Annotated in this window: 23 protein-coding genes; 7 read left to right on the top strand and 16 right to left on the bottom strand. The window is 63.9% G+C overall.

Annotated features, from left to right (window positions below; genetic code table 11):
• Window positions 1-83: 83 nt before the first annotated feature.
• Window positions 84-836 carry a hypothetical protein gene (locus tag M0D65_RS20590; protein ID WP_266254325.1) on the top strand — a complete coding sequence of 251 codons (753 nt, stop codon included), beginning with the start codon at window positions 84-86 and terminating at the stop codon, window positions 834-836.
• Window positions 837-897: 61 nt separating this feature from the next.
• Here M0D65_RS20590 and M0D65_RS20585 read toward each other — a convergent pair whose 3' ends face one another.
• Window positions 898-1,749 (bottom strand): helix-turn-helix domain-containing protein, encoded by an 852-nt coding sequence (locus M0D65_RS20585; RefSeq protein ID WP_266254324.1) that lies wholly within the window; start codon window positions 1,747-1,749, stop codon window positions 898-900.
• Between the two features lie 206 nt (window positions 1,750-1,955).
• Here M0D65_RS20585 and M0D65_RS20580 point away from each other — a divergent pair, with 206 nt between their 5' ends.
• The 5 genes from M0D65_RS20580 (at window position 1,956) to M0D65_RS20560 (ending at window position 7,718) form a co-directional block, all read left to right on the top strand.
• The gene (locus M0D65_RS20580) at window positions 1,956-3,272 is read left to right on the top strand and encodes an MFS transporter (RefSeq protein WP_266254323.1); all 1,317 of its coding nucleotides are present in this window, start codon (window positions 1,956-1,958) and stop codon (window positions 3,270-3,272) included.
• A 137-nt stretch (window positions 3,273-3,409) separates the two neighbouring features.
• Window positions 3,410-4,933, top strand: coding sequence for an amino acid permease (locus M0D65_RS20575; RefSeq protein WP_266254322.1), 1,524 nt, complete (start codon window positions 3,410-3,412; stop codon window positions 4,931-4,933).
• Between the two features lie 38 nt (window positions 4,934-4,971).
• Window positions 4,972-5,751: an SDR family NAD(P)-dependent oxidoreductase gene (locus M0D65_RS20570; RefSeq protein ID WP_266254321.1), complete on the top strand. Its 780-nt coding sequence runs from the start codon at window positions 4,972-4,974 to the stop codon at window positions 5,749-5,751.
• Between the two features lie 78 nt (window positions 5,752-5,829).
• Window positions 5,830-6,720 carry a response regulator transcription factor gene (locus M0D65_RS20565; RefSeq protein WP_266254320.1) on the top strand — a complete coding sequence of 297 codons (891 nt, stop codon included), beginning with the start codon at window positions 5,830-5,832 and terminating at the stop codon, window positions 6,718-6,720.
• Entirely contained in the window at window positions 6,720-7,718 is a 999-nt protein-coding gene (locus M0D65_RS20560) for a helix-turn-helix domain-containing protein (RefSeq protein WP_266254319.1), read from the top strand. Before M0D65_RS20565 ends, M0D65_RS20560 begins: the two co-directional genes overlap by 1 nt.
• Here M0D65_RS20560 and M0D65_RS20555 read toward each other — a convergent pair.
• From M0D65_RS20555 to M0D65_RS20520, 8 genes are all read right to left on the bottom strand, one after another.
• Window positions 7,712-8,140, bottom strand: coding sequence for a cytochrome c (locus M0D65_RS20555; RefSeq protein WP_266254431.1), 429 nt, complete (start codon window positions 8,138-8,140; stop codon window positions 7,712-7,714). The two genes, M0D65_RS20560 and M0D65_RS20555, sit on opposite strands and share 7 nt — an antisense overlap.
• Before the next feature lie 53 nt (window positions 8,141-8,193).
• A complete protein-coding gene (locus M0D65_RS20550; RefSeq protein ID WP_266254318.1) occupies window positions 8,194-8,682 on the bottom strand; it encodes a cytochrome c in 489 nt (162 codons plus the stop codon).
• Window positions 8,679-9,218: a methylamine dehydrogenase light chain gene (locus tag M0D65_RS20545; RefSeq protein WP_266254317.1), complete on the bottom strand. Its 540-nt coding sequence runs from the start codon at window positions 9,216-9,218 to the stop codon at window positions 8,679-8,681. Before M0D65_RS20545 ends, M0D65_RS20550 begins: the two co-directional genes overlap by 4 nt.
• Window positions 9,219-9,238: 20 nt before the next feature.
• Window positions 9,239-9,868 (bottom strand): methylamine dehydrogenase accessory protein MauD, encoded by a 630-nt coding sequence (gene mauD / locus M0D65_RS20540; RefSeq protein ID WP_266254430.1) that lies wholly within the window; start codon window positions 9,866-9,868, stop codon window positions 9,239-9,241.
• A gap of 2 nt (window positions 9,869-9,870) precedes the next feature.
• Entirely contained in the window at window positions 9,871-10,047 is a 177-nt protein-coding gene (locus M0D65_RS20535; RefSeq protein ID WP_266254316.1) for a hypothetical protein, read from the bottom strand.
• Window positions 10,044-10,601, bottom strand: coding sequence for a MauE/DoxX family redox-associated membrane protein (locus M0D65_RS20530; RefSeq protein WP_266254315.1), 558 nt, complete (start codon window positions 10,599-10,601; stop codon window positions 10,044-10,046). Before M0D65_RS20530 ends, M0D65_RS20535 begins: the two co-directional genes overlap by 4 nt.
• Before the next feature lie 62 nt (window positions 10,602-10,663).
• Window positions 10,664-11,830 carry an amine dehydrogenase large subunit gene (locus M0D65_RS20525; protein WP_266254314.1) on the bottom strand — a complete coding sequence of 389 codons (1,167 nt, stop codon included), beginning with the start codon at window positions 11,828-11,830 and terminating at the stop codon, window positions 10,664-10,666.
• A gap of 133 nt (window positions 11,831-11,963) precedes the next feature.
• On the bottom strand, window positions 11,964-12,422 hold the full coding sequence (locus tag M0D65_RS20520; protein ID WP_266254313.1) for a tautomerase: 459 nt from the start codon (window positions 12,420-12,422) through the stop codon (window positions 11,964-11,966).
• Between the two features lie 93 nt (window positions 12,423-12,515).
• Between M0D65_RS20520 and M0D65_RS20515 the strand changes: the two genes are divergently transcribed.
• Window positions 12,516-13,496 (top strand): GlxA family transcriptional regulator, encoded by a 981-nt coding sequence (locus M0D65_RS20515; RefSeq protein WP_266254312.1) that lies wholly within the window; start codon window positions 12,516-12,518, stop codon window positions 13,494-13,496.
• 38 nt (window positions 13,497-13,534) lie between these two features.
• On the opposite strand, the gene M0D65_RS20510 is transcribed toward M0D65_RS20515, so the two are convergent.
• From M0D65_RS20510 to M0D65_RS20480, 7 genes are read right to left on the bottom strand one after another with little or no spacing between them, the layout of a single operon-like run.
• Complete coding sequence (locus tag M0D65_RS20510) at window positions 13,535-13,921, bottom strand: helix-turn-helix transcriptional regulator (protein ID WP_266254311.1); 387 nt, start codon at window positions 13,919-13,921, stop codon at window positions 13,535-13,537.
• Window positions 13,918-15,078, bottom strand: a complete 1,161-nt coding sequence (locus M0D65_RS20505; protein ID WP_266254310.1) for an FAD-binding oxidoreductase — start codon at window positions 15,076-15,078, stop codon at window positions 13,918-13,920. The genes M0D65_RS20510 and M0D65_RS20505 overlap by 4 nt, the downstream gene beginning before the upstream one ends.
• Window positions 15,075-16,484, bottom strand: coding sequence for an NAD(P)/FAD-dependent oxidoreductase (locus M0D65_RS20500; RefSeq protein ID WP_266254309.1), 1,410 nt, complete (start codon window positions 16,482-16,484; stop codon window positions 15,075-15,077). Before M0D65_RS20500 ends, M0D65_RS20505 begins: the two co-directional genes overlap by 4 nt.
• A complete protein-coding gene (locus M0D65_RS20495) occupies window positions 16,469-16,783 on the bottom strand; it encodes a (2Fe-2S)-binding protein (RefSeq protein ID WP_266254308.1) in 315 nt (104 codons plus the stop codon). Before M0D65_RS20495 ends, M0D65_RS20500 begins: the two co-directional genes overlap by 16 nt.
• Window positions 16,780-18,624, bottom strand: coding sequence for an ABC transporter ATP-binding protein (locus M0D65_RS20490; RefSeq protein WP_266254307.1), 1,845 nt, complete (start codon window positions 18,622-18,624; stop codon window positions 16,780-16,782). The genes M0D65_RS20495 and M0D65_RS20490 overlap by 4 nt, the downstream gene beginning before the upstream one ends.
• Window positions 18,621-19,568: an ABC transporter permease gene (locus tag M0D65_RS20485; protein ID WP_266254306.1), complete on the bottom strand. Its 948-nt coding sequence runs from the start codon at window positions 19,566-19,568 to the stop codon at window positions 18,621-18,623. Before M0D65_RS20485 ends, M0D65_RS20490 begins: the two co-directional genes overlap by 4 nt.
• The gene (locus M0D65_RS20480; protein WP_266254305.1) at window positions 19,565-20,518 is read right to left on the bottom strand and encodes an ABC transporter permease; all 954 of its coding nucleotides are present in this window, start codon (window positions 20,516-20,518) and stop codon (window positions 19,565-19,567) included. The genes M0D65_RS20485 and M0D65_RS20480 overlap by 4 nt, the downstream gene beginning before the upstream one ends.
• Window positions 20,519-20,568 lie beyond the last annotated feature (50 nt).

The following is a 20,568-nucleotide window of genomic DNA, read 5'->3' as shown; positions in this document are numbered from 1 at the left end:
CACCAGCCCGCTTCTGTCACAATACCCCTCTGCCGTTTCACCGCCGTGCCGCTGGCAACGCACCACAACTGACGTTTTCGCAAATGCGCATTTTCGGAATCAGCCTTTACCTCATCATCGCCGTGTTCTTTGCGGTGCATGCCGTGCGTACCCAGCAGAACATGTTCTGGCTACTGATCCTGTTTCTTTTCCCCGGCCTGGGCAGCCTGGTCTACTTCTTCGTCATCTACTTGCCTTCGCTGCGCCAGTCGCATGGCGCGCGAGCGGCAACGCGGGCGATCTCGCAGCTTGTCGACCCCAACCGGGCGGTGCGCGAGGCGCGCACGGATTTCGATCGCACGCCGACCGTCGCGCATCGCATGCGACTGGCCGCTGCGCTACTCGATGCAGGCAATACCTCGGAAGCTTTAGAGCATTATCAATTGGCGGTGAATGGACCGTTCTCATCCGATCCTGCGTTACTCCAGGGCCTGGCGCGCGCGCAGTTCGCCAATGGCAACGCTGCGGCCACGCAGGAGACCTTGGAAAAACTGTTCGCAGTCCATCCTCCTGCCCGTCAGCAATCCGAACCTGCCTTGCTGTATGCACGGGCTCTCGCAACGATAGGCGCACCTGGTACGCGCACTGCGTTCGAGACGGCGCTCGCCAGTGCCAGCGACGCGGCCCCCCGTTGCCTGTACGCCGACTGGCTAACGACGCAACCCAACGATGCCGATCGCCAGCGTGCGCGCGACCTTTACGCTGAGATCGTGCACGATGGGAAGCACTGGCCACGCCACGCGCGCGAACATAACAGCGAGTGGCTGCAACGGGCGCAGGCTGCGCTGAGTCGATAATCCACGGAAGCCTGCGGCAGAGCGGCTGACAATCGTCACCGGGTAAAAAACGTGAACTAACTCACGTCGCCGCGGCTTCGCGCATCAACGCAACATGCAGCGCCTCACTCGCCTCATCCGCAGGAAACATGCATTCAATGCGCAGCTCCTGCGCGGCCACCGTTTGCGGCGTACCCACCGTCGCAACCATCGAGAAGTAATTCAACACCCGCCCATCCTTGACGAAGCCAAGCGGAATAACCGGCATCGTCGGCGACACCGGCAGCGCACTCAACGCCTTAGGCGATTTCCACTCGGCCTGCACATCGGGATAGTCGAGCAACGCATCGAGTAGCTCGCGCGTTTTCTCATCGATCACCCGCCCAACCGATTCACGATAAACCCGCTGGATCAAACTCTTCGCCACCGCTTCCCAATCGGCGATAAACGGACGCATGCCTTGCGGATCGAACATCAGATGCAGCAGGTTACGCGGGCTCGTGCGCGCCGACATATCGATGAAGCAGTTGAAGAAACGCGGCGCCGATTCATTGGTCATCAGCACATTCCAGTAGCGGTCCATCACCACGGCGGGAAACGGCTCGTGCTGGCGCAGCATTCGCGCGAGCGCACTCGTTACGCCCTGCATTTCCTGCGCATTCCACGCGCCTTCCGGATAGATCGGTGCGTAACCGGCCGCCAGCAGCAGCGTGTTGCGTTCGCGCAGTGGAATGTCGAGCGCCTGGGCGAGATCCATCAAGGTTTGACGGCTCGGCACGCTGCGCCCACCTTCGATAAAGCTGATGTGTCGCTGCGACACACCCGCGTCGAGCGATAGATCGAGCTGGCTCGTGCCGCGCACGTCGCGCCAGTGGCGCATCAACGCACCCAGATCGCTGGCAGGCGAGCGGGTATCGGTAGTGGTGGGATTCATTGGGCGGCGTTCACTATGCGTTCGGGGAATGACTCGATCATAGCGGTCGCGTGAATCCACACAACTACCTCCCAGGTAATGGCCGGCCCGCGACCGACCCGTCCAATAGTTCAGATTTTCAGATTCATTAGATAAGAATTATCCAATTTTCTTATTACTCCAGAGCGCTTAACGTCGCCGAATCCAGTTTTCCCAGGACGGCCCGCGTGACACCCCAGACCGTACGCCTCTATGGAGCGGCAATCGCCAGCGCCAAAATCGGCACAGGCTTTTTCTTCCTCATCAACACGTGGCTGATCATCGAGATCACCGGGCATCCGTCGAGCGCGGCGATCACGCTCGTCATGACGATTCTGCCGAGCCTGCTGCTGTCGCCGCTCATCGGTCTCGCCGTCGATCGCAGCGAGCCTGCGCAGCTTGCGTGGCGGGCCGAGGTTTTCCGCTGGCTCGTGTTGATGAGCTACGGCCTGCTCTATGCCGCCGGCTACGCGACAGCGCCCATCGCGTACCTCGTCAGTTTTCTGATCGCACTCGGCAACGAAATCCAGGTGCTGGCGTGGCGGGCCGCGCTCGCACGCCACGCTTCGTCCGAGCAGATGTTTCGTCTCAATGCGCTAACCGTCGTCACCGGGCAGACCGGACAGATACTCGGCGCGGCTGCATCGGGTGTGGTGCTCGCCGCTATCGGCGCGTCCGCTACGGTCGGCGTGGCTAGTACAACCTATCTGCTGTCGGCGTTCGCGGGTTTCGTCGTCGCGCGCCGCATGCATGGCACCAGCACCACGGAACCGAGCCCCAACGCGCCCGAGCGCGGCGTACGCCGGCATTTGAACGACCTGCGCGACGGTCTGAGCCACATTGCGCAACGCCCCGCTATCGCGTTCTTCTATGGGCTGATCCTCGCCAACCTGACCGTCATCTTCGGCATCAATGCGATGCTCGCGCCGTTCGTGCGCGAGGAACTGCATCTTGGCGCCGCAGCGTTCGGCAAGATCGATGCGGGTTACGCGCTCGGTGCGATCGTCAGCGGGTTTTTCGTGGTGCGGCTCGCGAATCGCTTCGGGAGACGCACCATCCTGACGCTGGCGTTCCTCGTCGCCTCCATCAGTCTGCTGGTGTTCGCGCAATGTAGCGGCCTCATCGTCGCGTTCATCACCTACGTCGGCCTTGGCGCAAGTTTTCAGAGCAGTGTGATCGCGCTGAGCGCGGCACAACGCGCCGCCGATCCGCTCTATCAAGGCCGCGTGAGTGCGAGTTTCAACGTGCTCAATGGCCTCGCGGGTCTCGCCATCTACGGCATCGTCGCGATGAGTGCTGGACATCATCTGTATCGCCAGCTTTATCTCTGGCAGGCCGCGATCATGTTGATCATGGCTCCGGTCGTGATCCTCGCGAGCCGGCGCGAGGGGATCAGCCGGCTACTCAAACCCGAAGCGCTAGCGCCCGCGCCCACCCGCGAGCGAGCCGCCGAACATCGCGAGACGACGCCCTCCCGATCAGCGCCGGAGACCATCGAAACATAAACGCGAAAGCAACAGCCCAACCGCCCCAGCCCCGCATATCCCCTTCGGGACATTCAAAATCTTCCGCCACCGTCTCATGATGAGTCCGGCTTCGTGCGCCCCTGGCGACCGACGGCCTCATACAACGGAGACAAATCGTGACGGAAAGAAGCGCTTTAAGCACCGATCTGCCACCAGGCAGCGCGACAGGTGTCAGCTACCAGGACGTTAGCGACAAATATTTCGAACAACGCCAACTGCAGCGCCACGCGGGCTTCTTTACGCTGCTGGTGCTCGGCGTTGGAGCGGTTATCGCCGGGCAATACTCGGGCTGGAATCTCGGTCTGTCGCAGGGCTTCGGTGGCATGCTCGCGGCGACGCTGATCATCGCCGTGATGTACGTCTTTCTCTGTTCGTCGATCGGTGAAATGGCCGCAGCGCTGCCGCATACCGGCGGCGCCTATTCGTTCGCGCGGACCACGATGGGTCCGTGGGGTGGCTTTACCACCGGTCTCGCGGAAAATATCGAGTTCGTGCTCGCGCCGGCCGGCAACATGTTTTTCATGGGCGCGTATCTCGGCGCCATCTTCGGCACGCCCGCCGATGCGCAACCGCTCTGGTGGATCGCCGGCTACGCGGTGATGCTGCTGCTGTCGATGCGCGGCCTCGGCATGTCGATGCGGGTCGTCGTGATCGTGACGATCGCCGCAGTCGCGGTGCTGGCCTTCTTCTGTCTCGCCGCGATCCCGCACGTCGATTTCGCGTATCTCGCGCTGAACCTCGGCGCGGATAGTGCGGGCAAACCGGTCGAACTGCCGGCCGGTCACGGCCCGTGGCTACCGTTCGGCGCGACCGGCATCATGCTGGCGCTGCCGTTCGCGGTCTATATGTTTCTCGCCATCGAGCAACTGCCGCTCACCGCCGAGGAAGCGCACAACCCCACGAAGCACATGCCGATGGCACTGATGTTCGGCATCCTGATCCTCGCGGTGCTCGCGCTGTCGATCGTCTTCTTCAGTGCATCCATTCCGAATGGCGCGTTCGCGCTGAGCACGTCGGGCGAGCCGCTACTCGATGGTTTCCGTTCGCTGTTTGGCCATACCGCCAGCAAGATACTCGCGGGTGTCGCTGTGCTCGGTCTCGCCGCCTCGTTCCTCGCGGGCAGCTTCGCCGCGGGTCGCAACATCTACTCGCTGTCGCGTGCGGGTTATCTGCCAACTGCGCTCTCCGTCACGCACCCAGTCAAGAAAACGCCGAATCGCGCGCTATGCGCCGGCTCGCTGCTGGCGCTCGGCGTACTGATGGCCTTCTGGTTCACCTTCGGACGACGCGACAACGCGCTGATGGGCGGTGTCCTCGTCAGCATGATCGTGTTCGCCGGGATGATCTCGTACATCTTCCAGAGCCTCTCTTACATCCGGCTCAGGAGCCTTCACGCGGGTTTGAAGCGTCCGTTCAAGAGCCCGTTCGGCATCTTCGGCGCGGTCGTGACGATCCTGATTGCCGGTGCGACGCTGCTGTTTCAGTTCGTCGACCCGGTCTACAAGTGGGCCGCGCTCGGCGCCGCCGTCTGGTATCTGCTCGGCCTGAGCTACTTCGGACTGTATCGCCGCCATCACCTCGTGCTGTCGCCCGAAGAAGCATTCGCCGTAAGCGGCGGCCGGCGCGGCATGCCCGATTGATCGCACCGTATGACTCTCAACTGGAAAAGGGTAATTTCATGAATGCACAGTCGACAGGCCGGCTGGCCGGCAAGGTCGCGATCATCAGCGGCGGGGCGGGTGGCTGCGGTGCCGCCGCGGCAGCGCTATTCGCCGCCGAAGGCGCGCAGGTCGCCATCATCGATCGCGATCCGGCCGCGGGCCAGGTACTCGCTGCGCGCATCAACACCGGAGGCGGCAGCGCGATCTCGCTGGCTGCGGACGTGTCGCGCGCCAAAGACGTCACGGAAGCCGTCGCCGCGGCCAACCGCCTGCTCGGCGATGCGGACATCCTCTTCAATCACGCGGGCACGCTGATCGTCAAACCGTTTCTCGATGTCGAAGAAACCGAGTGGGACTGGTTGATGGCGGTCAATGTAAAGAGCATGTACCTGATGACGCGTGCGGTGTTGCCGCAGATGCTGCGCAAAGGCAAGGGCAGCATCGTCTGCACGTCGTCGATTTCCGCGCTGTACGGCACACCGGGCGAAGTGCTGTACGACACGACCAAGGGTGCATGTCATATGTTCGCTCGCGCAATCGCAGTCGAGTATCGCGATCGCGGCATTCGCTGCAATGCGGTAGCGCCTGGCTTTATCCGCACGCCGCACGGCATTCGCGAACTGCGCGACCTGCAGGCGATGGGCGTGGCGGCATCGGAAGCGGCGATCGCCGAACAGCAGGGCAGACTGTGCGAACCCGAGGAAGTCGCGCGCGCCGCGCTGTTCCTCGCCTCCGACGATGCGAGCTTCGTCAACGGCACGCATCTGTTCGTCGATAACTGCTTTTCGGCGGTTTGACGCATGGCCCCGGCACAACATACGATGGCTGGATTCGGTGCGCAGTCGCACCCGTCGTATCGTTCCGAGGCCATTTTCATGAGCGTTTCCCCCGCATCGCGGCCGCGCCGTGCTGGCGATGGCCATGGTATTGCCGCCTGGCAAGATGCCGCGCCGAAGCTCGTCGAGCTGATCGGACAGGATACGTTCATGCGCCAGCTCGACGACACGCTGCAGTTGCTGGTCGAGTTCGATCTGAGTTGCGTGCTGCTCTACGTGCGTTCGCATTCGCCGGCCTTGCTGCACGACAATCTGAACGGCGTGTCCGAACTCGATGCGATGCGCAACTATCTGAACGGTACCTATCTGCTCGATCCGGTTTACTCGGCTTGCATGGAGCGCGTGGCGGCCGGCCTGTATCGCATGGCCGAACTGGCGCCCGATGAATTCTTCGACAGCGACTACTACCATTCGCCATATGTGCATCCGTGTATTTCGATGACCTCGGGTTCGCTCGCCGAAGAAATCGTTTTTATCGGTAGTCCTGCACCCGATACCTATGTGGCCTACTCGTTGATGCGCAGCAATGGTCGCACGCGCTTTACCGATGAAGACATTCATTGTCTTGACGCGGTCCAGCCGCTGCTGAATGCGCTGCTGTGTCGTCACTTTCTGATGACTGCGCCGCCCGCTGCGAGCACATCGAGCGCGCCGCAACAAGGCGATGTGGCAGGGTATCTGCATGCCGCCTTCGCCGATTTTGCTACCGACATTCTCACGCTGCGCGAGCAGGAGATCGTCAGTCTGATCCTGCGCGGCCATTCGAGCCTGTCGATTGCGCGCACGCTGCAGATCGCCGAAGGGACGGTGAAGAATCATCGCAAGCATATTCATTTCAAGCTCGGCATCTCCAGCCAGTCGGAGCTGTTTCATCGCTTCGTCAAACATCTGTTGACACGCTCCGCTGCGCTTCCTCAGGTACCGCATTGATGTCAATCGCTGCCCCATCCACCATCGAATTGCGCCACAGCCGCGACATCGAAGAGCAGGCGGGACTGTTCAGCAACTGGCATCAGTCGTACTGCCAGATCTCCCGCGGCACCTTTGATGGCTCCGTGACCGTCATCGAGATCGGTGGCGTGTGCATTCTCGTCGAGAAGATGAACCGCATCGTGTTCCAGCGCGGCTACGTCGCGGACACAATCGCTGTCGGCGTGCCGTTTCAGCTAGGCGGCCACGCGCGCATGTGCGGACAGACCAGCCATACCGACGGCCTGCATGTCTTTTCCGGCGACCGCGAATTCGAACTGGTGTCGCCGGACTGCTACCTCGATTGCAATATCGAACTGGACGCGCGACGTATCGAATCTCTGGGGTCACCGCTCGCGCGTGCGGGGCTGCACCGTATCGCCGCGTTGCTGCCTGCATCGCCGGGCATCTTGACCGTCGATCACAGTCTGCTGCACAGATTCCGCGCACGGCTCATGGCGCTGTTCGAGATCGCTTCGTCGGCACCGCATCTGCTGCTGGATAGCGCGTTGTGCGCGCAACACGAGCAATCGGTTGTGCTGGATCTCGCGGCGTTGCTCGAAGACGAGATCAGCGAATGCAGACCGCCGCAGAGCAATGCCACACGTGACTGGTCGCTGGTTACGGCCGCGCGCGACTTGATCGAGTCTAGCGATACGTGCCCGCTGTCGGTTGCGGAACTCGGCGCGCAGCTCGGCGTCGCGACGCGCACGATCTACCACGCGTTCCAGAATGCACTCGACGTCAAACCTGTCGACTACCTGCGTGCAGTCCGCCTGAACCGTGTACGCCACGAACTGCAGAGCGCGCAGTCGGTGACCGACGCCGCGACGCGCTGGGGGTTCCTGCACTTCGGCCGCTTTGCACACGACTATCGCGCGATGTTCGGCGAGCAACCGTCGCAGACCTGGCGACGTCTTCACTCGGGCTGCGCGCACGATGCCGGGCCGTTTCAGTAAGACGGCTTCACTTCGGTAACGCCCCGCCGGTGCAGCATCTCGACCAGATGCGCACGCCGCTGTGCGACTTCAGCAAGCGCCGGACGACGCAGACGAGCAACTTCTTCCGTGGTGTACGGGCGAAAGTCCGCTGGCAACTCTTCACGGTTATAACTAACCAGCAGCCAGTTCACGACTTCGGCGAGCTCGCTATCGTCGAGCGCCGAGTTCGAAGCGCCCGGCACGCGCACGGCAAATTCGCGCCCCTGCGGCAAATGCATGAAGTAGCCCAGCGAATGGCGCAGCGGCGGGATCTTTCCCGCGACGCCGGCACCGGTCGGCGAATGGCAACCCATGCAGTTGAGCGTGTAGTTCTGCAGCGCGCGGGCGTTGTCGATCGTTTGTGCACGCGCACTCGCCGCACCGCACGCGAGCAGCAGGATCGGGAGACCGCGCTGCCGCAATGTGCGAACCAGACGGCTGAGCGCATTCACCGCTACAGTCCCAGCGAAGGCAGCAATGCGTTGCGCCGCTGCCGCACCTGCTCGCCGTCGAGCGCTTCGGCACGCAGCGCATGCACGTCCTCAGGTCGCAGCGGCAACGCCTTGCTGCCCTTCTTCGCAGCGAGATCGAACGCGACGTAGTTCAGCACGTTGGCAATGTCCACATCGCTCAAGCTCGCGAACGACGGCATGCGAAAGTTGTAGTGCTTCGCACCAACGGCGACATCGCCGTACATGCCGTTGAGCACCGTCTGGATCAGTTGCTTGCGACCCGGTGCGAGCGTGACGTAGCGCGCCGGATAGTCGGTAAGCGGCGGCGCGAGTCCATCCATGCCGCGGCCGTCGGCTTGATGACAGACCGCGCAGCGCGCGGCGAAGATCGTCTTGCCGAGATCGTTCATCTGTTGCGCGTGAATCGCGTGCATCGGGCTGGCGGCGCATACCGCAACCAGCGCGCACAACATCGTGTTCCACCGCTTCATTTCTGCGCCACCCCAAGGATGTAGGACACGGAACACACGTACGTCGACACGGGGTTCGCCATGCACCAGTTGATATCGTTGTCGAGTGACAGCTTGTAGAGCGGCTTCTCGCCTTCATTGCGACTGCACAGGCAGTGCCCGCAACTGGTCGTGCCGCAGCAGTCGTTGTACGAAACCATGTAGTCGCGACCATCGTTGGGATTGCGACAGGTGCCGATCCACGTGATCGGCGATGGCGTGCTGCCGGGCGGGCAACTGGTCGACGTGCCGCCGCAGCAACTGCACAACCAGCCGTCGACGGCACAGTACTTCCAGTAGTCACAGCTCTTCGGGTCGTTGACGCCGGTGGCCAGCGGACCGGAAGCACCGGACGCCGCGGCCGGTGTCTGCGCATTGGCAACGCGGTCGTACGGCAACAACGGCAGCGCTGCAGCACCCGCAACCGCGCGCCCGAGGCGCGCCAGTGCACCGCGGCGCGAGCTGCGCTGCGCGACGTTGCGCGCCGATTGAACGAACATTGCATCAAACCATTTCATCGCGGTTCCTCGCGTCGTGATCAAAAGGCTTGCGCGGCAGATTGCCGCTGCTTGCCGGAATATTCCTGAATCGATGCGACACCTTGCTCCCTTGCTTCGAACAGGCTTTCGAGGTGTTCGCGCGTATTGACCAGGCCCTTCGCCCGCACCGTGCCGAATTCGTCGAGCAGCACCGCGTACGGCAGCTTGCCGATCTGATACGTCTGCCCGAGTTCCTGGGACAGCACGTAGGGCACGGCATTCACCGGCGATTCAAGGCCGGCACGTCGATAGAAGGCACGGTGTTCATTGCGCTCGCCGTCACTTGCGAGCACGACGCGGTACGGCTGGCGCTCATTCGCGATGATCGACGGCAGCAGCGGCAGCAGCTTCTTGCAGATCGGGCAGGTAGGCGACAGGAAGAACAGCAGCGTGCCGCGCCCCGCTTCGTCAAGACCGCCGATCTTCACCGGACGCTCTAGCAGATCGAGCAACTCGAACATCGGCGCGAGACTGCCGACCGCCGGCCCCTTGTCGATCACGAGCGCGCCGACCGGCATCAGACGTTCGTACAGCACGCCGATTTGCCGGGCCAGCGCGAGGCATAGCGCAACGAGAGCCGCAGTCGCGACCCACAACACCAGATTCGAAATCAGCAATGCATTCAACATGGTCATGCCTCAGGTTTTTTGGGTTTCGATGCGTTCGATAGCCACAGATCGACGACAAAGCAGACGCCCATAACAAGCAGAACGGAAAAGAACACGGTGAGGTGATTCACAAGGAGCAGTGCCGCGATTGCCATCCACAACACAAGGCTAAAAACCAGTACGACGCTCAGCATGGTCACGTCCCGAGATTCTTGAGCTTCGGCGCATTTGCGAGCAGCAGATCGACGACGTAGTACGCACCGACGATAAACAACACAGCGAAGAACACCGTCGCGTAATCGAGCAGGAATACCTGGCGCTCCGTCACGGGCTGCAGTGCGGGCCACAGCAACACAACCAGCGCGGCAACACGGCCGACGTGCCAGTAACCGATACCGCTCGACGCCGCAGCGGATTGCGCTTCGACGAAACCACCGCAGCCGCAGTCGATTGCATCGTTGCCGCGCAGCAGGTTGACCAGCAACGCGATTGCGAAAACGCCGAGCAGACATTGCAGACCGAGTGCCGCGAACGGACGGACCGGCGCGTACAGCAGGCCCATTGCAAACCCGGCTTCCAGAACCGGAATGAGCGGTGCCGCATAAGGCGTCAAGCGCGCAGGCACGAGCCGGTAAGCGCCGAACGCTGCAGTGAACACCGCGAGGCTACGAAACTTCGTCAATGCCGACAGAAAGAAAACGATCGCGCCAGCCGCCACGCTGATGTGGCGCAACACAGGATCGAGAGCGAACATGGGTTCTCCGGTAACAGACTCGCGGGCCGTTCGGGTTTGAACGACACGATGGCGTACGGCGGCTAGAAAGCGGCCATCACATCGAAGCTTTCGCCGAGCTGCTTTTCGTTTTGCAAAAGCCTGCCGCTCGCCGCATCGAGCACGATCAGATCGGCCCCGCCGGTGCCGTACACCATGGGCTTGTCGTCCTGCGATACCTGGATCGACGTAATCGGTTCGACTTTCAACGCGGCGAGATTCCAGCGCGCGATGCGTGTACGCCGCGCGAGGTCGTAGACCCAGATCTCCGTGCCCGGGTCCTTATGCGAACCGTCGACACCCTGGTGCATCGCGACATAGATCCTGCCGGTCTTCTCCTGCAGCGAGAACGGTTGATTGCCGCCCGGGCGCCAACCCGCGGCGCGCTCCGGTTCGCTTAACAAACTCCACGGCGGCCCGAACTGCCCCGCGCCCTTCGAGAAATCTGCGGTGCGGATCATCCCGTGATGCGACAGGAACACGTACTTGTCGCCCAGGTGCTGTGCATTGACGTATAGCGGGTCCCTGTCGACGTCGATGAATGCGTCGCTTTGCTGGCACGAGATTTCCTTGCCGGCGTCGTTAAGCGTGAAGGTCAGCGCGCGACCGCTCTCGCAGAGCGCCGTGACGCGGCGATTACCCGACGGATAGGACAGCACGCAGCCGGCCGTATCGATCTCGCCGGTGACTTTCCGATGCTGTAGATCCACCACCGTAATCGACGTCGCCGGTGTGATGTTGGACACATAGGCGAACTTGCCGTCGCGACTCACCGACGTATCGAAGCTCGCGGTGACGACCTGAACGTGCTTCGGCGGAAGCACGACTTCGGCGATCTTTTCGAAGCTGCTGTTGTCGGTGATCTCGAGCACATCGGTGCGATCGCCGCGTGTGCCGCGCGACAGGTAGCTCGTAGCGACATAGCTGTAGCGACGATCGGGCGATGCGGCAAGGCCGGGCCAGGAGCCCGCACCCACTTGCGCGACGATCTTCTTGTGATCGGCGTCGTAGATCACGAGCCGTGCATCGATCATGTGGCTGTTGGCCGCATCGACCAGATAGAGCCAATGCGGCCCCGGCTTCGGAACCGGCTCGATGCTGAGCGTTTCGGTCTTCAGGGGCGGCGCGGCAACGCTTGCCGCAGACACTCCCAACGCGACCAGAGTCGCCGCCATTCGCCAGACGCCACCTTGACTCATCACTACTCCCATGCTTGGAAATCGTGCGGATCGCCTGAATGCAGCGATCTCGCACAACCTTCGTTTCGATAAAGGAAATCTCGCAGGAAGCTTAGTTGGGTGGCCTGTGTCAGCACTATCCGATTTCGACCGGAATGTGTAACAGCTACGCGTTGGGCATCACGTGCTGCAAGTGCGCGTAACCCGCAGCGCGCTTGAAATCGGCAAGCGTCCACGCCAGACCGCTTACGCCCCACGCACCGTTGGCCACGTCGTGCAGTACGACCGAGGTTTCAAGACGGCGCGTCTCGCCCGCCGGAAGCGACTGCCTGAACGCGGCGTGCACAAGCTCGACATAGCGGCTACGCGCCGCGCCATCGAGCACACCCGCAGGCACGTACACCAGCGCGACGCACGGAAGAAATCGCGCTGTCACATCGATTCCTCCGCAAGTCCAGTTGCCGGTTTCAACTTCTTCGATCAACACCCAGCACAGAAACCGCTTTGCCGGATCGGCAGGAATCTGTTCCGCCGCTGCCGCCGCGTCGCTGATCCCTGCAGAAAGTGCCGCGCGACTCGCGCCAGCGAACGAACCCTTCGGAATCTTCACAAAAATGTTTGGCATATCGATACGCAAGTGAATAGAAAGCTTGTATTGAAGTGTTTTTCGCGTCAAAATCACAGTGTCCGATTCGACTTTTTTAGGGCTTAATCCGACATGTTCGATTTCACGGTTCTCGTCCTGGAAGATGCCTATCCCAGCAGCGTCACGATCACGCTCGACGTTCTCAGCGCGGCCACGGCGCTCGCGGCGCAAGCAGGCGTGGTGGCGCCGCGATGGCGGTTGTGTTCGGTGGATGGCGGGTCGGTTCAGTTGCAAACCGGCTTGACGGTGGAGACTTCCAGATTGCCGGTCCGGCCAAGAGAAGACCGCTCGATATGGGTCGTGCCGGGTCTGGGCGTCAGCCCAGCGGCGTCGCTTACACAGCGGCTCGAATACGACGATGCGGTGCGGGCGATCAAGGCGCTCGCGCGGCACGCGAAGGCTGGCGGACATGTCGCCGCTTCGTGCTCGGCGGTGTTTTTGCTGAACGCAGCAGGTTTGCTGCAGGGTCGGCGCGCGACCACGTCGTGGTGGCTCGCGCCGTTGCTGAAAAGAATGGGACCGGACAGTACGGTCGACGCCGACCGGATGGTGTGCGCCGACGGCCCCGTCGTTACGGCCGGCGCCGCATTTGCGCAAACGGATCTGATGCTGCATCTGATCCGCGAGCGCTGCGGTAGCGCGCTCGCGGATATCGTGTCGCGCATGCTGCTAATCGATGGGCGGCAGGCTCAGGCGCCGTTCATCGTGCCGGAAGTCATGGCTAACGGAAACGATCTGGTGGCACGGCTGGCGGCGCGCGTCGAATGTGCGCTGCCGCATCCAACCGCCGTGACGGCGCTCGCACAGGAGTTCTGCATGTCGGAGCGCACGCTGTCGCGGCACGTGCGTCGGGCAACCGGAAAGAGCACGCTCGCGCTGGTGCAAAGCGTGCGAATGCGTCGGGCGCGGGTTCTGCTGGAAACGAGTCGCATGACGGTCGAACAGGTCGCCGAAGCAGTCGGTTACCGCGACTCAACGGCGCTGCGACGTTTGATGAAGCGCGTATCGGGTGCGAATCCGGGCCGGTACCGGCCGGCGGTTGCGGCGCCGTAACGTACGCCGCACGCAGCAGACGTGCGGTCCCGAGCCGGTTACCGGGGTTGAGCGGCCGCCGGCGTGTCGGGCGTGTTGATCTTTAGCGCAACCTCGGGCCGCGCCGTCGCACGTTCGACGAACATGCTCGGCGTCATCCCGCAGCATTGTTTGAAATGCCGGCCAAAGTGGCTTTGATCGAAGAACCCGACCTCGGTCGCGACCACTGCCCCCGGCACGCCTTCCAGTAGCAAGGCCTGGGCGCGTCTGATCCGCAGGCCGCACAGATACCGGTAAGGCGACGCCCCGTACTGCTGCCGGAACACGGTCGCGAAGCGCGACACGCTGAGTGCCGACAGCGCGGCGAGTTGCGCGAGCGTCACCGGTTCGTTGAAATGCGCTTCGATGAACGCGCGCGCGGCATGGAGCGCCGGCGAATTTCTCATAGTGTCGCGACCTCCGGCCGACCTGCCGCCCGCTGCGCAAAACGCGTCACGGAAAACGTGTCGAGTGGAATCGGCGTGCTGCCGGTATCGATGAGTTCCGCCAGTGTCTCGCCGACGCCCGGGCCGATCTGAAAACCCGAACCGCAAAAGCCGAACGCATAGAACAGGCCGTCCACGTTTGAGCTCGGCCCGATCACGGGTTCGCTGTCCGGCAGATAACTTTCGACGCCGCTCCACACGCGGATCACATGCAACGGCGCGAGGCCCGGCACCAGTCTGCGTAGTTGCGCGAGCTGGCTCACGGTGTTGCGCGGCAGGACCGCGGCACGCTGCGTGACGGTATCGGCGGGACCGCCCGGCCCGCCGCCGAAAATGATGTTGCCGCGCGGAATCTGGCGGAAATAGATGCTCTCTTCCTTGATCGCCGTGAATACACCCATCGACGACCTGAAAGCGTACGGCACCGGTTCGGTAACGGCCATCTGTGGGCCGCTCGCCGTCAGCGGTACTGGCTCGCCGAATTGCGCCGTGAGGCGGCCCGCCCATGCCCCCGCGCAGATCACCAGTTGCGCGGCCCGATAAATCTCGCCGCGTGCGCACTCCACGCGAAAGCGGCCCGCTTCCTTTTCGACCCGCACGACCTCGACGTTTTCCACGATCTGTGCACCGTGCCGCGCCGCCGCGCGACCAAACGCCGGCGCGGCGAGCCGTGGGTTCGCATGGCCGTCGAGTGGAGAGATCGACGCGGCAAGCACTTCGCGCCCGAGAAACGGAAAACGCCGGAACATCGCCGCGCCGTGCAGAACTTCGAGATCGAGGTCATGGGCACGTGCCTCGGCGGCGTAACGGTCGAAATACTCGGCGTCGTGCGCGTGGTAGCACACGCGTGTATGGCCCGACGGCAGGAACTCGATATCCTCGTCGAGCAGCGCCGCCGAATGCTGCCACGTGTGCAACGCCCGGTTCGCCAGCGCGAGTTGCGGCATCGTGCGCCCTTGCCGGCGAATTCCACCGAAATTGACACCGCTCGCCTGCTGCCCGGTCAGGCCGCGCTCCAGCACGATCACCGAACGGTTGCGTCGGCGCAGAAAGAATGCCGTGCTCGTCCCCATGATGCCGCCGCCGATCACGAGCACATCGGTTTCTCGGGCTGTCATTCGCTGGCCTCCACGGCAGGCGCGGTGAGTGCATCGAGTGCATCCAGGACATCGAGCGCGACCGGCAGCGGTTTGACCGGTGCCTGGCCGCGCAGGCGGCCCACGGCCGAAAGCGGTATCGATGCTGCTAGCGCGATGATCTCTGCGCCCGCGTGCCCGCAATAGCGGCCCTGACAGCGGCCCATGCCGACACGTGAAAATGCCTTCGCGCGATTCGCTTCGCGTGCCCCGCCTTCACGCACCACGCGGCGCAGTTCGCCCGCGGTGATCGCTTCGCAACGGCATACGACGGCGTCGTCGGGGATCGACGCGGCCAGTCGGTGCGGCCACGGAAATGCGGTCCGCAGCCCCGCCGCGAAACGCGTGAAGCGCGCCAGTTCCGCGCGTAACGCCTCGACGCCGTCGGCCCGCATGCCGCAGTCGTGCAGCGCCGCGAGCGCGGCAAGACGGCCGGATCGTTCAGCAGCATCGGCACCGCGTACACGTGCACCATCGCCGGCCAGATAGACGCCTTTAACGCTGCTGCGGCCATCTTCGTCGACGCCCGGCAGCCATTGCCGCGACGGCGCGTCGAACTGAAACTCGCAGCCCGCGAGATCCGCGAGTTGCGTCTCGGGGCGCAGATGATAACCAAGCGCCACCGCATCGCACGCGAGCTCGTGGCGCGCGCCGCCCTGCAGCGCGACTGCCACGCCGCTTACGCCATGCTGCGGCGTGCCGACGATTTCGAGCGGCGACACGCCGCGATGGACCGGCACGCGTGCGCGCTTCAACACGCGCAGCAACGCGATGCCCTTGAGCAACGCGGCAGGCATTGCCAGCAGTTGCGGCAACGCGGCGAGGCGTTGCGCGAAGGTCGACGTGTCGAGCACGGCCGCCACGTTCGCACCGGCCTTGACGTATTGCGCGGCCACCAGATAAAGCAGCGGGCCGGTACCCATCATCACGGTTCGCGTACCGATCGCGCAGCCCTGCGATTTCAGTGCGACCTGCGCACCGCCGAGGCTATAGGTCCCCGCCGCCTGCCAGCCCTTGACCGGCATCAAACGATCCGTCGCGCCACTGCAGACGATCAGCGCATCGAACGCGAGGCTCCGGTAGTGCGCGCCGTCCGTCGCGAGATGCACGGTGTTCGGCGTGATGTTCCACACCAGCGTCTCGGGCAGATAGTCGATCTGCTCCCTGAGCGCGTCGAAGCGCCGATGCAGCGCGGCAGCCTTCGATGCCTCGGTGCCATACAGCGTCTCGTAAGTACGCGAAAAACCTTCTGGTTGGCGCCGATAAATCTGCCCGCCGTCGCGCCGTCCTTCATCGATGAGCGTCGGGCGCAGCCCGGCCTCGACCAGCGCCTCCGCAGCCCTTACGCCAGCCGGCCCGCTGCCGATCACGATCACCCGCGCGGCCATAAATCCTCCGTGGCGGCATCGAGCCTCGTGACGATCGACATGCCCGGCACCGCGGGCGTACTGCATGCGCGCACCCGTTTGCCGTCGCTCGTCCACACCCAGCAGTCCTGACAGGCTCCCATCAGGCAAAAACCGGCGCGGCGTCCGTCGCCGAATTCGGAATCGCGCAGGCTCGACACGCCCGTCAGCAGCGCGACCATCAGCGTGTCGCCCTCGGCCGCTTGGTGTACGACGCCATCCACCGTTACCGGAAAGGTTCTGCGGCCGGTTTCCGCGACCCGTACGAATCGTCCGCTCATACCGTGTGCGCCTCCATCGTCTGCAAACGGTGCAGCTCGGCGGCCGGATGGTGGCAGAGAATCTCCGCACCGGAAGGCAGCTTCTTGAGCGACGGTGGCGTCGCATTGCACATACCGTCGATACGTACCGGACAGCGCGCACGAAACGCGCACAACTCCGGCATATCCGCGCTTGCTCCAAGCGGCGGCAACGCCACACTGCCGATCTCACGGCGCGCATCGAGCCAGCCGGGTTTGAGCGCCGGTACGGAGTCGACCAGCAGCCCCGTGTACGGGTGATAAGGCGGCGCTGCCAGCACATCGCGCTGCCCCGCTTCCACCCGGTGTCCCGCATACAGCACGATCACTTCGTCGCAGATCGCGCGCACTGTGGAGATGTCATGGCTGATGAACATGTACGACACGCCCAACTCGCGGCGCAGCTCGGCTAGCAGATCGAGGATCGCGGCACCGACCACCGTATCGAGCGCGGACGTCACCTCGTCGCACAGAATCAGCGCGGGGTCGGCCGCGAGCGCGCGCGCGAGATTCACGCGCTGCTTCTGGCCGCCGGACAAACCGGCCGGCGTACGCGTCGCGAGCGACGCGGGCAACTTCACCAGATCGAGCAGTTCGAGCGTCCGCCGGTTAGCCGCCGCACCGCGCAGACGATGATAGAAAGCAAGCGGCCGGCCGAGAATACCGGCGATCGTGTGGCTCGGATTCAGCGCGGTGTCGGCATTCTGAAACACGATCTGGATCTGCCGGTACTGCTCAGGCGTGCGCTGCGAAAGCTGCGCAGGCAGCGGCTTGCCGCCGAACGACACTTCGCCGCGCGCACGGTCGACGAGCCCCGCCACCACGCGTGCGAGTGTCGTCTTGCCCGAGCCCGATTCGCCGATCACGCCGAGCGTGCTGCCGCGTGCGATCGACAGGCTGACATCGTCGAGCACGTGCACCGTGGGCGCGCCAAAGCGGTCGAGCTTGCCGTAACCCGCCGCCAGCCCGCGAATCTCGAGCAGCGGTGGTACGTCGCCACTTGCCGCTGCCGGCTGCGCCAGTGGCGCTTGCGGACGGCGCGTCGCCGCGAGCAACTGGCGCGTGTACGCGTCGACCGGCGCATCGAGCACCTGGGCGACGGCCCCGCTCTCCTTCACCGCGCCGCCGTTCAGCACGACGATACGGTCCGCCATCTGCGCGACCACCGCCAGATCGTGCGATACGTACACCGCCGTCGTGCCGAGTTCGCGCACGACCTTCTTGAAGGCCGCGAGCACTTCGATCTGCGTGGTGACGTCGAGCGCGGTAGTCGGCTCGTCGAATACGACCACGGCCGGATCGGTGATCAGCGCCATTGCGGCCATCAAGCGCTGCAACTGGCCGCCCGACACCTGGTGCGGGTAGCGCTCGCCGATCGTCTCCGGTGCGGGCAGCGCGAGCGCGCGAAACAGCCCGATCGCTTTCGCCTGCGCTGCGGCGCGCGTCATCAGCCGATGTAGCAGCGCAGGCTCGGTGACCTGGTCCATGATCTTGCGCGCGGGATTGAAACCCGCCGATGCGCTCTGCGCCACATATGCAACCGTGCGGCCACGCAACGCGCGGCGCCCCGCGGAATCGAGCGCAAGCACGTCGACGTCGCCGATGCGCACCGAGCCGCCGCTGATCTCGCAACCCTCGCGCGCATAGCCTAGCAGCGCCAGCGCAATCGTCGTCTTGCCCGACCCCGACTCGCCGATCAGCGCCAGCACTTCGCCACGGTGCACCGAAAAATCGACGCCTTTGACGATCTGCGCCACCGGCCCCGGCGCGGCCCCCGCGACGACCTGCAAGCCCCGCACTTCGATCATGCTTCGAGCCGTCATCGCGCGCCTCCGTGACCGCGACGGCGCCGCAGGTTGTCGATCAGCAGGTTCACGCCGATCGTCAGCGTCGCGATGGCGACAGCCGGCATCAGCACGGCGGGGGCACCCTCCGACAGCCCGCCGATGTTCTCGCGCACGAGCGAGCCCCAGTCCGCATCCGGCGGCTGCACGCCGAGGCCGAGAAAACTGAGGCCGCTCAGCAGCAGCACGATGAACACGAAGCGCAGCCCGAAGTCGGCGAGCATCGGATGGATCATGTTCGGCAGCACCTCGGCACGCGCGATATAGAAGATCCGTTCGCCGCGCGCCTTCGCGACCTGAACGTATTCGAGCGTCATCAGATTCACCGCAAGCGAACGGGAGATGCGGAACGCGCCGGGAATGTAGGCGAGCGCGGCAACGGTCGTCAGCATCGTGATCGACGAGCCGAACGCCGCGATCACGACGAGCGCGAGCACCTTGCTCGGAATCGAGATCAGCGCGTCGAACAGACGGCTCAGTATCTCGTCGACCCAGCGGCCGGACACCGCCGCCAGCAGCCCGAAGCACGTGCCGATCACGCTGGCCAGTAACGCCGCCGCCAGCGCGAGGCCGACCGTGTAGCGCGCGCCATAGAGAATCCGGCTCAGCATGTCGCGGCCGAGATAGTCGGTGCCGAGCGGATACGCGGCGCTATAGCCGCCGAAGATCTGCGTCGAGGTCAGCGCACCGCCCTTGTAGGGGGCCACCAGCGGTCCGACAAACGCGATCAGCAACCAGAACACCACCAGTACGAGACCGATCAGGCCGAGCACGGGGAAGCGCCGCACCAGTCGCCTGAAGATGCCTTGCCGGGGCGCGTCGGTATCGGCCACAGGCGACGGGCAATCCGGTTCGTCGCGCGCCGCGTCGTACAGCTCGGTACCGGGATGGGGGACCGGGGGAAGGGCGGGTCGATTCATCATTGACGCAGCCTCGGGTTGGACACGATCTGGCACAGGTCGGCGATCAGCACGAGCGCGAGATACGCCGCGCAAAACACCATCACGCAACCCTGCACGAGCGGCATGTCGCGATTGGTGACGGCATCCACCATCAGGCTCGCCAGACCGGGATAGTTGAAGATCGACTCGACGATCACCACGCCGCCGAACAGATACGACAGGCTCAGCGCAACCGCGTTGGCGATCGGGCCGATGGTGTTCGGCAGCACGTGCCGCAGCACGACGCGCATCGGCGACGCGCCCTTGAGCACAGCCATCTCGACGTACGACGAATTGAGCTGATCGAGCACGGCGGCGCGCGTCATGCGCGCCATCTGCGCGACGATCACGCAGCACAGCGTCATGACCGGCATCGCGTAGATGCGCAGCAGCCCACCGAACGACGTCACCTCGGACAGATACGACAGCGCAGGCAGCCAGCGCAGCTTGACCGCGAAGATCAGCACCGCGATCGTTGCAATCAGGAATTCCGGCACGGCGACGGTCGACAACGTCAGCACGTTGAGCGTGCGGTCGAGCAGCGAGCCGCGAAACATCGCCGACGCGATGCCGATCAGCAGCGCGAGCGGCACCGAGACGAGCGCCGTCAGACCGGCCAGCACCAGCGAATTAGGCAGCCGCGTGGCGATCAATTGACTGACCGGTAGACTGTTCGACAGCGAGGTACCAAAGTCGCCGCTGAGAATATGCAGAAGCCATCCCGCATAGCGTTGCGGCGCCGGTTGGTCGAGCCCGAACTGATGGCGCAACGCCGCGACCGCTTCGGGCGTAGCCGCCTGGCCGAGCGCCTGCTGCGCGGCATCGCCCGGCAGCAGACCGGTGATGGCGAACACGACCATCGAGACGAGCAGCAGCGTGAGCAGCGCGAGGCCGAGGCGCGTAGCGATGAGTCGTTGCGCGTGTGCTTTCATCGAGAATCGCCTCCTGGGTTGAACCTGCTGCTTGCCTCCCGCCTGCCTGA

Source organism: Paraburkholderia sp. CHISQ3 (assembly GCF_030464945.1).
Lineage (GTDB): Bacteria > Pseudomonadota > Gammaproteobacteria > Burkholderiales > Burkholderiaceae > Paraburkholderia > Paraburkholderia megapolitana.
The sequence above is the reverse complement of the archived record's forward strand: the minus strand, read 5'-3'. Positions and strand labels throughout refer to the sequence as shown.